Source organism: Pontibacter sp. FD36 (assembly GCF_015686655.1).
GTDB lineage: Bacteria > Bacteroidota > Bacteroidia > Cytophagales > Hymenobacteraceae > Pontibacter.
Genome location: NZ_JADPMP010000006.1, coordinates 312,945 through 326,064, shown reverse-complemented (window position 1 = coordinate 326,064; position 13,120 = coordinate 312,945). Strand labels below are relative to the sequence as shown.

Genomic DNA, 13,120 nt, shown 5'->3' with positions numbered 1-13,120 from the left:
TTCCCCCTATGATGCTGCTGTGGCCCACCACTGTATTCCCGCCCAGTATGGTTGCTCCGGCATAGACGATCACATTATCCTCAATGGTAGGATGGCGTTTCAGGTTTGCCATTGATTTTTCTACACTTAGTGCACCCAGCGTCACGCCCTGGTATACCTTCACATTGTTGCCAATGTCGGCTGTCTCCCCAATCACAACGCCAGTGCCATGGTCGATGCAGAAGCGGGCTCCTATGCTGGCTTTGGGATGGATGTCTATACCTGTCTTGGTATGTGCGTAGGTAGCGAGCACACGTGGCAGCAGTGGCACCTCCATGCGGCAAAACTGATGGGCGAGCCTGTACACGGCCACAGCAAAAAAGCCAGGGTAAGTGCGGATCACCTCGTCTACGTTTACTGCGGCCGGGTCACCTGCCTCTATGGCAGCGGCATCGGCATTGAGCTGGCGCTGGAGGTCCGGCAGGGATTCAAAATAAGCATCGGCTATTTCATAAGGTTTGCCGGGCAGGCGTTCTTCTATTCTGTACAGAATCTTCTCCAGATCAGCACGCAGCAGCATAGCGTAAGCTTCAACTTCAGACCGGGAACTAAAGGAACGCTCCGAAAGGGATGGAAAGAGCAGTTGCAGCAGGCCATCCAAAAAGGCGCAGCTCATCGAGTGCGGCACTACGTGGCGGGACTGCTTGTGCACAGCTGTCAAGTGTTCAATAAAAGCCTGGCTGATTGCTGTCATAATGCAGAAGAAACTAAGTAGCCTGATTAAAGTTTAACTGAAGTATATACAGTAAATAGCTATACGGGCAGCTGTGGCCTGTGTCTATGATTAACGTGAAATACCGACTGGAGTAGTATACCGCTCAAAAAAAGCCCCCTACCTGAGAGGGCCTCTCTGCAAATGCTAACGAAGGCAAGGGCTATACCTGTGATTATATTACTGCCTCACTACTTTCGGTCCTTCACCACAAAGTTGAGGTACAAAAACCCAAGCAGAGCAAAAGCCCCTCCTGTCCAGAACACCATGCTGAACCTGGAAGTGTCGTTGGCATAGATCCAACCGGAAGCCAAAGCACCAAATCCTATACCTGCCTCGAGGGCGATGTACATGGTGGCCATTGCCCGTCCCCGGTGCTCCGGGTGACTCATGTCAATGGTCCAGGCAAAGACCGTCGGGGAGTTCATGCCCACGGCTACACCAAACACAGCCGCCGCTAGCAAGAGTTCTGTAGCCGTACTGGCCCAACCGATCAGTCCCATGGCCACCACCAGCAAGGCAGAGCTGATCTTCAACACCCGGATACGACCATACTTGTCGGAGGCCCGACCAGCCAGGAAACGGATAGCTAACGAGGAGAGTGTAAAGCTGGTAAAGAAGAGTCCTTTGTTTTGAATACCAAGATGCTCGCTGAAGTCAGGAATGATCGTCAGGATGACACCGAATGAAACTACCGTGAGCATCATCACAATGGAGGGATGCAGGACACGAGGCTCAAATATCTCTTTGCGGGAAATTTTGAGCAGTCCCATCCGGAAGCGGTTTGGGTTATCCAGCGTTTCATGCATGCGGGCTACTACGGCCACCGACAAGAAGGCAGCCGCTGAAGAAGAGTAGAACATGGCGTCAAGCGAAAAGCTATTAGCGATTGAGGCTCCCATGGCAGGTCCCGCAGCCATACCCAGACTGCCTGCTAGCCCCAACAGCCCTGTTGCCTCTCCCCTTCGCTCCATCGGGATGATGTCGGCTACGTAGGCGGCAGTGCCAGTAGGTGTAAAGCCTGTTGAAAAGCCGTGCACAAGGCGCAGCAGCAGGAACGCCGCTACCGTGCCGGTGATCGGGTACAGGAAGCCACACAAAATACAGACAGTGCCCCCGATCAGCATGACAGGTATACGCCCCATCTTGTCGGCCAACTGTCCGCTAAATGGCCTTGACAGACCAGCTGTTAGTGTGAAAAGAGAAATGATAAGCCCCTTATACTCAGCCCCGCCCAGTTGTGTAATATAGTTGGGCAGCTCCGGAATGATCATGTTGAAGCTTGCGAAGAAAAGAAAGGAGCTCAGGCACAGCAATCCAAATTGAAGTCCATACACACGTGTTTTCAGCTCGGCCATAGTCAGATTAAAGCCGCAAGTTCCGAAAACAATCGCTCCAAAACTATAGTCAGGTTGACATGCTGTGGTTTGCACCGCCAACCGGCAAGTTTATTACCCTGTGTCTAAGACAGATTAAGCATAAAAAAAATAAGCAGCCCTCTGGGCTGCTCCAATGATTTCTATAGCGGTCAATCTGAAGGTTAGTCAAAACTAGGGCAGCCCTTCTTGTTACGCTTCTTCTTTACCAAGCCATCCTTGTTATACACTGATGACTTGAATGAAAAATACTCAGCCGTTTTCTTGCTGGATACTGCCTGTCTTTTGCTCTTGGTTGTTTTCTCGCTCTTATCTGACTTTACTTTAGCATCAGCAAAACTGGCGAATGACAAAAACATCAAGGCACTAATTAAGGCTGTATAGAATTTTAGTTTCATTAGCTGGTTGTTTTAGGTGAGAGAAGACTATTTATTGCAATATTAAAATTAAAATATATATTAAAAAAATAATTAATTATATTTTTTACTTACATATTACCAAAACAACCAACATATTATCCATGACACTCAAATATTGGAGCAGGAATGTGAGGGATGAAGCAGTGTTTGGTTGCCAAGAATTCGATTGGGAAACGCTGAAAAAAGAACCATCCCTAAAGAGAGGTGGCTGACATTAAGGAGCAGCAAGAGATAAGGAGCTTATATACCTGCAACTGGTTTTGGGACGTTGAACCGGACACCGTTAACAGACACATTACGCTCCAGCGCTGCTAGCTGCAAACTAAGCGCCACCTGACTGGCCACGTTGTGACTTTCGATATCAGACAAGAGCAGTGATTTCTGTTGACCACCATACAGGTCAAAAAGCACACAGTGGTCACTCAGCTGCACTGCAGCTATCGTGTTCCAGTTCAACCTGTTTTCCTTGTTGTAAAAGTTAAGTCTGTAACTGATCGTGGCCGGCGATATGGCTACAAAGGCATTTTTGAGGGGCACCTTATCAGCACCAAGCGCCACCAGGTATAGTCCGACTAAAACAATTACGATAGCCGCAATACCCCATAACCAGCGTGCTTCATCTAACAGTATGAGATTGTAAAGAGATGCCGACCCGCCTCCGCTTACCATGAACAGCCCTAACCAAAGCAGTCGGTCTTTGATCGTACGCAGTTGTCGGGCTGTATAAAGACTGATGTACATGGAAACGGTATTGGGCTGATGAACTAAAGGCAATGCTAACTCAAAATGTCAGACAAGACAATGCTGCAAGAAGAGGCATTAAAATTGAATTAAAGTAAAATACGATTAGCACAAATACAGGTTTAATGTTAACTAAAATAAATTAAACACAATTTGCATTGAGTATCTGAAAGCTATTTTAGATGTGTTGAGGCTGCTCAGAGGTGTTGCAAATGCTATAGTTTAGCGGGTATTATAAACTTACGTGTTGCGCACTTACTGGCACTTGGTTCACCTCCACGTGCTGTTGAATGGCTGCTAATTGTATGCTGACGCTTACATGATTGGCTATTTCGGGGCTCTGAATGTGCCCCAACCGCATAATCAGTTGTTCGCTGTCTTTCAAATCAAATACCAGCGCATGCTCCGATGCCTGAATACTGTCAATGGCATCCCAATAAATGGTATGCTCAGCTCCGTACAGGGTGAGTCTGTAGGCGATGCGCTCTGGCGTCATGGAGAAGTAAGCGTCTTTCAGGCGGATGTAGCTGGCACCGACGGCAAATCCCAGCATCCCGATAACGCTGACAGCCAGTGCGCCTCCTGCCCAGCTCCAACGGACCTCTTCACGGGCGACAAACTCTACAAACAAGGCTGAGAGGCCTCCGCAGAGCATCAGTATACCTATCCAAAGCAACACTCGCTTTGTCTTTTTAAGCTCTTTGTTTGGGTATAGGTTTACATACATAGTATTAGTTTTGCGTCATCTCAATGGTTATTTCCTTATCGGCTGCGATCTGAATCAGTTCGGCACGTATGCGCTGGAGCGTTTGCTCATGGTTCACTGCATCCAGAGAAATGGCATGCTGCTCTCCGTTTTTCAGTTCAAATGTCAGTGTATGACTGCCCAGTGCCATGCGCTCTACTTCCTCCCAATCAAAATCATGCTCCCGCTGCATGAACCCTAGCCGGTACCGCAGCCCCAAAGCCGATATGGTAAGGTGACGCTGATAGCCCGGGTTGTGGTCGAGCCACACAGAGACCATAAAAAGTGCAAAGGGCAACAGGCTGAACAGGTAGAGGAAGGTCATGGCTGAGTGGAAGTCCTGCACGGCGATAAGCTGGTACAGCAACCAGCCATGCAAAGCCACTGACAGCAAGGCAAGTACAAGCAGCAGACGCTCCATTTGCGACCGAACGCCATAGGGTCTGGAAAACAAACGTACGCTAATGCCAGTGTGCTGCATCGTAGAGTATAACTTGAAGAGATCAATATACTAATTATTACATAGTTACCAAAGAAATTCATACCAAAACATTAAAACCGGGCTATATTAAAGGCATTTAGTATATTGAAAGCGCATAAGCCTAACCAATGAAAAAAAGCTATACCTTCTTACTTGCCCTTAGTCTCTTTGCGTCCTGCCAACAGCAGCCGCAGCAAAGCGCTCCCTTGGCTGCCGATACACAACAGCAGGGCATAAACAAATTTGCCGACCCTAACCTGCGGAAGATCTATACCTTGCAGGACGAGCGCAAAACAGCTGAACTGCTCAACTTCCTGAACCATCCTACATTGCAGTACCGTCAGGAGGCAGCGCTTGCCTTTGCCTCGGTGCAGGATACACTAGCCATACCACAACTGTTAACGTCCCTTTCTGACACCAGCGCAGCAATGCGTGTTGCATCGGCCTATGCTTTGGGTCAGATCGGACATAAAAAAGCCCAGCAGGCGATGATCCGGCACCTGCAGCAAGAGCAGCGCCCTGCGGTGCAGGCAGAGGTGTTGGAAGCGCTAGGCAAACTGGCTGACAGCGGAGGTCTCAATTTTCTGGTAAACTATCATGCAGCAAACGAAACAGCTGAGGCCGGACAAGCATGGGGATTGTACCGGGCAGGCCTTCGGCAGATTAGCAGTGCACAGGCTGTGGAACGCGCCGTGCAGTGGCTAACCGAAAGTAAGGCGTATGAAGTGCGCCTGGCTGCCGCTCATCTGTTGGCCCGCACACCCAAGCTCGACCTGACGCCCTACCGCCAGCAGCTCACCACTGTAGTTACCTCAGATGAATCGGCGGATGTGCGCATGGCCGTAGCGCAGGCTTTCTCAAAAGTGAATGCCCGTGACAAAGCAGCATTGCTTTCTGGCATTGTGCAAAGTGACCCGGATTACCGCGTGCGCCTGAGTGCGATCCGCTCCATGACAGGACTTGAGTTTGAAGAGATAGACGAAGCGATTCTGGCTGGCCTGACCGATCAAAACATCAACACGGCAGTGGCCACGGCTGAGTTTCTGCAGGCCAATCATGCCGGTGTAAACACCAGTACGCTCCGCAAGGCGCTCAGTCAGGTAGAGGATGGCCGTGTGCGGGCAGGTCTGATCTGGGTGATTTTGCGCAACAGCCCCGATAAGGCTAAACTGAGTCAGGAGTATCAGCAGCTATACCTGCGCACCGAAAACCCGTACGATAAGGCGCATCTGCTCAAGGCACTCTCTGCTGACTACGACAACTACCAGTTTATCGCCAAAGAAACCTTTGCCACTACGCAACCAGTGATCGGCACCTATGGCATGGAGGCACTTACTGCCATGCGCCAGCAGGCCGACTTCCCCAAAACCCTGGAGCAGGACTTTGCCGCCATTTTTAAACAAGGTATAGCCTCCGGCGACGTATCGCTGGTAGGCCTGGCGGCTGGCGTGATACGTAACCCCAAACTCAACTTCCGGGAGGTATACCGCGACTATACCTTCCTGAATCAGGCTCAGCAGAAACTCGTGCTGCCCCGCGACATGGAAACTAATATCGAGCTGCAGAAGACGATCGACTACCTGAGCGGAAAAGAGCAATCTGAAACTCCACAGAATCCTTTCACGCATCCGATCGACTGGCAACTAGTACAAACCCTACATCCTGACCAGCAGGTAGTGATTGAAACTGAGAAAGGCGTGATCACGCTGGAGCTGTTCGTGGAGGATGCCCCGGGTTCGGTGGCCAATTTTGTAGAGCTGGCAAACAAGCAGTTCTTTGATGGGCTGTACTTCCACCGCGTCGTGCCAAACTTTGTGGCGCAGGGCGGCGACAAGCGCGGCGATGGCTGGGGCAGTTCCGACTACTCTATCCGATCTGAGTTTGCTCCGCTGCACTACCGCGAAGGTTACATAGGTATGGCCTCTGCCGGAAAGGACACTGAAAGTAACCAATGGTTTATCACGCACTCTCCTACCCCGCACCTGGACGGCCGCTATACCATTTTCGCGAAGGTGGTAGAAGGTATGGATGTGGTGCACCAACTGGAGGTGGGCGATAAGATAAGACAGATAAATCTGATCCTGCGGGCTAAGACCCGTTAAGTTTGTAAAAAGCAAGCACAAAAAAAGCGGCGACCTTATGTTAAGGTCGCCGCTTTTTATATGAAACGAGCTATTAGAATCGTTCCACTGGCTGTTCTTCAATTTTCTGCAAGTGGCCCCACTGTGGGATCAGCTGCTTCAACTCCTGTAGCAAGGTTTTGCTGCGGTCTTTGCCATACCAACCATGTAGCTTCTCTACAAATTCTTTGTATGGCACTTCCTGGGCTTTCATATCCATAAACAGCTGCTGGGCAGGTTCAGGTCGTGGTCCCCAGGTACCTAGTTCTTCCATGGTTTCGGCGTCAAGCACGATCAGCTTTGGTATAGAGCGCCCTCCGTTGGTGAGGTAGGCATCCATTACTTCCGGATGCTCGTCGCGCAGCATCAGCTTCACATCAATCAGGGGCGATGCATCGGCTATTTTTACCAGAGCCGGCACTGTCTGGGCGGCATCACCACACCAGGCTTCCGTCAGGATCACCCAGATCATTTTATTCTGCACGCTCAGCATCAGGTCCACCATTTCGTTGTCGAGCACGGTGGTTTTCTCGACGCGGCGCATGCGCTGGGCGTTCATGCGGGTATACTCTACCATAGGCTCGGAGTGGTTCGTTCCTGTGGTTTTATTCTCTGCAAGCAATGTGTCAATTAACTCGCGGTATTGGGTATAAGTTATGGCTTTCGCCAGATGTTCACTCGTAATTACTGTTTTAGACATAGTCTCTGAGATCATAATTTTTTGTTTAAATTTTCGCGGAACTATATATTAACAGATAGATGTTCACATAAGTTCCTTCACCTTAGGAGTCTCCCTGCCCTCCCTCTTATTTTACCCCGTTTGCACTGAATTGTTTGCATTTTCTGTCAAGCGCTTTGCAGAATAGGTCAAGCACAACGGCAGGTTTATGCCCCATCTTTGCAGCATCATGAAACTTATAACACGAACACAATGAACAATTTGGATAGAAACTTCCTCATACTTGGCGCAACAGGCAGCATCGGCTATGCTTTCACGCAGGTGCTCCTGGCGCAGCAGGAACAGGTCACCATCCTGGTACGGGACCGTGACAGGGCAGCCCACCTGTTTGGCACACAAGCCGGACTTACCATCGTGCAGGGCGATGCGCAGGACAAAGAGCTGCTGCATGACTTAGGCCGTAGGGCCACGCATATTTTCCATGGCATCAATTACCCTTATGACAAGTGGCAAGGCAACATGGAGCGTGTGACACAAAACATCATCGCCGCTGCAGCCACCAACAAAGCCACAATCCTGTTTCCGGGCAATGTGTACAACTACGGCAACCTGCAGCCCGAAATAAAGGAAGACTCCCCGATGCAGCCGCACACCCGAAAGGGAGCGCTACGTGTGCAGCTGGAGCAGATGCTGGCAGCGGCGGCACAGCAGGGAACTTGCCGCGTGCTGATCCTGCGCCTGCCCGACTTCTGGGGTCCCAACGTCATGAACGAAGGTATAGCTCCGATCTTCAGGGCAGCCCTGAAAGGGGAGGCCATGCCCTGGCTCTACCGCAACGACATACCGCACCAACTGGTCTATACCCCTGATGCCGCCCGTGCCTTTTATGAACTGCTTCAACTGCAGCCAGACGCTCCCTACCAGGTATACAACTACGGGGGCGAGGTGGTGCCCAGCATAAAAGCCTGGCAAGCGCAGATAGCAGAGATAGCCGGCACCAAACCAAAGCACAAACTACATAGCAAGTGGCTGTTCCGTTTACTCGGCCTGTTTATGCCCATGATGCGCGAGATTGCCGAAATGGGCTACCCCTGGGAAAACACCATCCTGCTGAACGATGAGAAGCTCCGACAGACTCTGCCAGACTTTAAGCCAACCCCGATGCGGCAGGCCATCGCCGATACCCTGGACTGGTTCAGGAAAGAATCGGCTGCCTGACCATAAACCAAGTCAGAAGGCAGCCTAATACTCTCCGTAAGACTTCTCTCCGGCCTCAATCATAATGGGCAGAAAGTTCTGCCGCGGAGGCAGCGGACAGGTAGCATAGGATACAAAGTCGCAGGGTGGGTTCGAGGCTTTGTTAAAGTCAAGCACCGTAGTGCCATCTGGCCCTGGCTTGGCTGCATAAAGGTAGCGTCCAGCGCCGTAGGTTTCGATGCCGTTTGTTTTGTCGGCAAAGATGATGAAGAGCTCTTCCCCTTCCCATAGTGCGTCCACCTGATACTGTTGCCCATTCAGCGTGAAGATCAGCGTACCTGGCGAGTCCTGCATAGACGTTTGCCCCACTATGTTGGTAATGGCAATCTGCTTCGGGGTGGGGTGTGCCACAAAGCTGGCCTTCACACGCCAATCGGCCTTCACAGGAAAGCGCTTTATCCCTTTGAAGTGCACCAGGGCATCATTCTGCAGGTCACGGAGGCGGATGCCATACCTGTCTCCTCGCTTGATCACAAACCAGGTCAGCGTGCCGTGTTTCAGTTTAGGCACTGAGTCCATGCGGGAGGTATAAAGTAGCGCCTCACGCACTGGTTGCCCTTTCAACAATACCTCCACTCCCGGGTTGATGCTGGTGGTTACTGTGTCGCCTTTCAGCGTAATCAGGCCAGCCTTGCCCGATATCTTGCCTTCCGGAAAAGTCAGCGCGTTGTCAGGCCCGCTGCCGAAGGTGTTGTCGCCCTCCTGCAACCAGAACAGACCCGCCAGTGTAAGCCACCCGTCAGGTGCCTTCAGCTTTGCCTCCCGCTCCTGGTGCCACTCATCCACACTAGCCACATAATCGGGAGTAGTTTCTGCTTTGTTCTTGGCGGACTCGTCAAATTCAGCGCATCCGCCTGCCAGTATTAGTGTGGTGAACAGAAAAACAGAAAGAAAGAAAGGTTTTGATCGGAGCACGAGTATTAGCTGGGTAAAATATGCGATTCCGCTAATTTAATAAAAAATAATGGCTGAACATAGTTTTTAAGCAATTCAAAGCCTGAATCAGGCCTCGGCTATGCTTTGCCGGTAGAGTTGCGGCGGGAGTCCGGTCCACTTCTTAAAGGAGCGGCTAAAAGCGCTTGGCTCCGAGAAGCCGAGCAGGTAGGCCACGTCTGCCACGGTATGGTGTCCGCTCCTGAGGTGTTGCTGGGCAAGCTCCTGCCGCACGCTGTCGAGCACTCGCTGATAGGTGGTTCCCTCTTCGCTTAGCTTCGCCTGTAATGAACGCACACTCAAAGCCAGACTGCGGGCTACGCTGGTTACATTGGGCTCCTCCCCTTTCAGTTGCCGGGCCAGTTCGCGCTGCACCCGCTCTGTCAGCGAGCGCGGTTCACGCAAGCGCTGCAGGTACTCGTTTGCATATTGCTCAAAAAGCAGGTTCAACTCAGGGTTGGCACTGACCACCGGTTTCTGCAACCAGTCTGCCTCAAACACGAAGCCGCTGTAGGCAGCATCGAACTCCAGCATCGTAGATTCACCGAACAGGCGGCGATGCTCCCGAATGCTGTCAGGCTGTGGGTAGGCAAACATCACCTTGCGGTGTGGCAGCTCCTGTCCGATCAGGGCCTCAAAGGCATTTTTATAGATCACCATTTCGCAATCGATTGCATAGCGGGGCTCGTGCAACGCCGGGCTTACGACTTCCAGCAGCACATGCGCCTCGTTATTCCGCACCTGCAGACTGGTCCGTATACCTTCGCACACGATGTCCTGGTACTTGCAGAGCTTGCGCAGCGATTCGTGCAGGGTTGGGGCATTCATCATGACATAGGCGATGATCCCTGCTGAGGTTGGGTTCAGAGCCTCGCCCACATGCAGGGCTAAATCGGGGTTGGCAGTTGCCCTGACAGCCGCCTGCCAAAGCGCCACCATCTGGGCAATGGTAACGCGGCCATGCACATCCTGCAATTGACTGGCATCTATACCTGTCGCCGCGCACAAGGCCGCTGCATCCTGTCCCTGCAGCGTGAGTACGTGCAGTACCAGGTTGACGGAATTTGCGCTTAAGGTATGGTCAGGTGCCTGCATGGTTTAAGTTCTGAAAACCGAAGTTACACAATCTCATAAACAGGTGCTGCATCTCAGACGCATTAATTATTTGGTTAAAATTTTGCATTTTCGTATAATATTTAGATATTTATCTAAATACCTAAAAGCAACGTGAACAAAGTTTTCAAAGCACTGAATGATCAAACCCGCAGAGAGATCCTTAACCTGCTTAAAGAGAAGGATTTGACCGCTGGCGACATTGCAGAGGCTTTTCATATCACCAAGCCTAGCATTTCGCATCACCTCGACATCCTGAGCCAGGCCGAGCTGGTCACTTCCCAAAAGCAAGGGCAGTTTGTGATTTACTCGCTTAACACCACGGTGCTGGACGACATTATGAAATGGATCATCACGCTTAAAGATTAGACCCATGAAAACCAAGAACCTGACCCGAGAGATCATACTTTGGATGATCATTTGCATTCCGCTGGTATACCTGGCAGTGGTTTGGAACAGTATGCCTGAGCAAGTACCGGTGCACTTCAACCTCAAAGGTGAGGCCGATGGATGGGCAGGCAAGTCTACCATGATTTTTATAGTGGTGGGCACGACGGTTTTGCTCAATCTTATCCTGCTGGCCGTGCCTTATATCGATCCGAAAGGGAAACTGAAGTCCATGGGCAGTAAATACCACCAGTTGCGCTTTATCCTGATCGCCTTCATGGCGGCACTATGCGTCTTTCTTATCCACACGTCGCTTCATCCGGATACTTTCAAACCCAATGGCCTGTTTATCCTGATCGGGGCACTGCTGGTAGCGCTCGGCAATTACTTCCAGGCCGTGAAACCAAATTACTTCATCGGCATCCGCACCCCCTGGACGCTCGAGAGTGAGCAGGTATGGCGCAAAACCCACCGGCTGGGCGGCATCCTCTGGATCATCGGGGGGATTCTGCTGATCCTGCTGGCCGTTGTGCCCATCGCCAGATTAGAGCACATTTTCTTTATCGTCATTATAGCGCTTGTTGTCCTGATCCCCACCATCTACTCATTCACTATCTACCGAAAAGAGCAAAGGCTACGGCAGCAGACCTAAACCGGCAACTTATTCTCGCAAAGTATTTATCCAACCACAACAGGTATAGCATGAACAGATTAACTCTTACCCTTTGCATGACGCTATTACTCATCAGCACTGCCGTGGCCCAACAGACAGCACCCGGCCAGCTTGATGGCAGCTGGAACGGAACCCTGCAGGCGGGCGGCAATAAGATCACGATTGTTTTCAATTTCAGCAGCACAGAAAGTGGACAGCTCACCGCCACCATGGACATTCCGATGCAGGGCGTGAAGGGGATGGCTATACCTGAGGCGACGCTCACCCAGGACAGCCTATACCTGCGCATACCTTCCGGCGGTATTGAATACGCCGGCAAGCGTACTGGCCCGGAGTCCATAGATGGGCACTGGAAGCAAAGCGGCATGGCCTTCCCGCTAGCCCTGGCCAAAGGAGAAGCAGCCGAAGTGCGCCGTCCGCAAACGCCAGCAAAGCCATACCCTTACCAGGAGCAGGAAGTAACGGTGGAGAACACTGCAGCAGGCATCACACTGGCAGGCACGCTCACGATACCTGAAGGCAAGGGCAAGCATCCGGCAGTGATCCTTTTTACTGGCTCCGGCGCACAGGACCGCGACATGACATTGCTGGGCCACAAGCCTTTTCTGGTGCTGGCTGACCACCTCACCCGCCAGGGCTTCGCCGTGCTGCGCCTCGACGACCGTGGTGCGGGCAAGTCGGGAGGCAATGCTAGTATGGCCACTACCCAGGACTTCACCTCCGATGCACAGGCAGCCTATACCTTCCTGAAGGCGCACCAGTCCGTGAACCCTAAAAAGGTGGGCCTACTAGGTATAAGCGAGGGCGCTCTGATAGCGAGTAGTGTTGCCGCCGCTAACAAAGACGTGGCTTTTGTAGTGCTGTTGGCTGGCAGTGCCATGCCGGGTGTTGAGCTGCTCGTGCAGCAAAATGAAGCGCTGTATAAGAAAGGGGGCATACCTGAAGAAACGCTGCAGAAACTCCTGAAGCTGCGTCGCGCCCAGTTTGAAACTGCCGCTTCGGAAGCCGACGTTTACGCAGCAAGCCAAAAAATAAGAGCCCTGGAGCAGGAAGCAAAAGCCAGTATGACGGAGCAGGAAATACAGCAGCTGCAGCTGGGCCCTGAAGCGGAGAATGCCATTGTGGCGCAGCTGAGTCTGCCTTGGGCACGCCACTTCCTGGCCTATGACCCAGCCCCTACCCTGCGCCAGCTGAAAATGCCGGTGCTTGCCCTCAACGGCAGTAAAGACCTGCAGGTACCCGCCACAGCTAACCTCGCCGCCACCGAGAAAGCCCTGAAAGCTGCTGGCAACAAACGTTATACCATCAAGGAACTGCCCGGCCTCAATCACATCTTCCAAACGGCTGATACCGGTTTGCCCGGTGAGTATGCTACCATAGAAGAGACGATGGCACCTGTGGCACTGGAGACAATCAGTAACTGGATGAAAGGGGTGGTGAAATAA

The 13,120-nt window shown here is 51.7% G+C and carries 14 protein-coding genes; 5 read left to right on the top strand and 9 right to left on the bottom strand.

Going from position 1 to position 13,120, the window contains the following annotated elements; all coding sequences use genetic code 11:
- The 6 genes from I0P70_RS10690 to I0P70_RS10665 form a co-directional block, all read right to left on the bottom strand.
- A partial coding sequence (locus tag I0P70_RS10690) for a serine O-acetyltransferase (RefSeq protein WP_196117518.1) occupies nt 1-733 on the bottom strand: 733 nt, incomplete at its 3' end.
- A gap of 209 nt (nt 734-942) precedes the next feature.
- Complete coding sequence (locus I0P70_RS10685; RefSeq protein ID WP_196117516.1) at nt 943-2,109, bottom strand: MFS transporter; 1,167 nt, start codon at nt 2,107-2,109, stop codon at nt 943-945.
- Nucleotides 2,110-2,291: 182 nt separating this feature from the next.
- The gene (locus tag I0P70_RS10680) at nt 2,292-2,525 is read right to left on the bottom strand and encodes a hypothetical protein (RefSeq protein WP_196117514.1); all 234 of its coding nucleotides are present in this window, start codon (nt 2,523-2,525) and stop codon (nt 2,292-2,294) included.
- Between the two features lie 261 nt (nt 2,526-2,786).
- Nucleotides 2,787-3,287: a hypothetical protein gene (locus I0P70_RS10675; RefSeq protein ID WP_196117512.1), complete on the bottom strand. Its 501-nt coding sequence runs from the start codon at nt 3,285-3,287 to the stop codon at nt 2,787-2,789.
- A 232-nt stretch (nt 3,288-3,519) separates the two neighbouring features.
- Nucleotides 3,520-4,014, bottom strand: a complete 495-nt coding sequence (locus I0P70_RS10670; protein ID WP_196117510.1) for a hypothetical protein — start codon at nt 4,012-4,014, stop codon at nt 3,520-3,522.
- 4 nt (nt 4,015-4,018) lie between these two features.
- On the bottom strand, nt 4,019-4,513 hold the full coding sequence (locus I0P70_RS10665) for a hypothetical protein (protein ID WP_196117507.1): 495 nt from the start codon (nt 4,511-4,513) through the stop codon (nt 4,019-4,021).
- A gap of 128 nt (nt 4,514-4,641) precedes the next feature.
- Here I0P70_RS10665 and I0P70_RS10660 point away from each other — a divergent pair, with 128 nt between their 5' ends.
- Nucleotides 4,642-6,615, top strand: coding sequence for a peptidylprolyl isomerase (locus tag I0P70_RS10660; RefSeq protein WP_196117505.1), 1,974 nt, complete (start codon nt 4,642-4,644; stop codon nt 6,613-6,615).
- 73 nt (nt 6,616-6,688) lie between these two features.
- Here the strand turns inward: I0P70_RS10660 and I0P70_RS10655 are convergent, their stop codons facing one another.
- Complete coding sequence (locus I0P70_RS10655) at nt 6,689-7,333, bottom strand: thioredoxin family protein (RefSeq protein WP_196117503.1); 645 nt, start codon at nt 7,331-7,333, stop codon at nt 6,689-6,691.
- A 231-nt stretch (nt 7,334-7,564) separates the two neighbouring features.
- Between I0P70_RS10655 and I0P70_RS10650 the strand changes: the two genes are divergently transcribed.
- Nucleotides 7,565-8,530, top strand: coding sequence for an NAD-dependent epimerase/dehydratase family protein (locus I0P70_RS10650; RefSeq protein WP_196117501.1), 966 nt, complete (start codon nt 7,565-7,567; stop codon nt 8,528-8,530).
- Between the two features lie 24 nt (nt 8,531-8,554).
- Here I0P70_RS10650 and I0P70_RS10645 read toward each other — a convergent pair whose 3' ends face one another.
- Entirely contained in the window at nt 8,555-9,484 is a 930-nt protein-coding gene (locus I0P70_RS10645) for a DUF1684 domain-containing protein (protein ID WP_196117500.1), read from the bottom strand.
- Between the two features lie 87 nt (nt 9,485-9,571).
- Nucleotides 9,572-10,597 carry an AraC family transcriptional regulator gene (locus I0P70_RS10640; RefSeq protein WP_196117498.1) on the bottom strand — a complete coding sequence of 342 codons (1,026 nt, stop codon included), beginning with the start codon at nt 10,595-10,597 and terminating at the stop codon, nt 9,572-9,574.
- Nucleotides 10,598-10,729: 132 nt separating this feature from the next.
- Here I0P70_RS10640 and I0P70_RS10635 point away from each other — a divergent pair, with 132 nt between their 5' ends.
- Genes I0P70_RS10635 through I0P70_RS10625 form a run of 3 tightly spaced genes read left to right on the top strand, consistent with a single transcriptional unit; the run spans nt 10,730 to nt 13,120 of the window.
- On the top strand, nt 10,730-10,984 hold the full coding sequence (locus I0P70_RS10635; RefSeq protein ID WP_007652068.1) for an autorepressor SdpR family transcription factor: 255 nt from the start codon (nt 10,730-10,732) through the stop codon (nt 10,982-10,984).
- A gap of 4 nt (nt 10,985-10,988) precedes the next feature.
- Complete coding sequence (locus tag I0P70_RS10630) at nt 10,989-11,654, top strand: SdpI family protein (protein WP_196117496.1); 666 nt, start codon at nt 10,989-10,991, stop codon at nt 11,652-11,654.
- A 50-nt stretch (nt 11,655-11,704) separates the two neighbouring features.
- The gene (locus I0P70_RS10625; protein WP_196117494.1) at nt 11,705-13,120 is read left to right on the top strand and encodes an alpha/beta hydrolase; all 1,416 of its coding nucleotides are present in this window, start codon (nt 11,705-11,707) and stop codon (nt 13,118-13,120) included.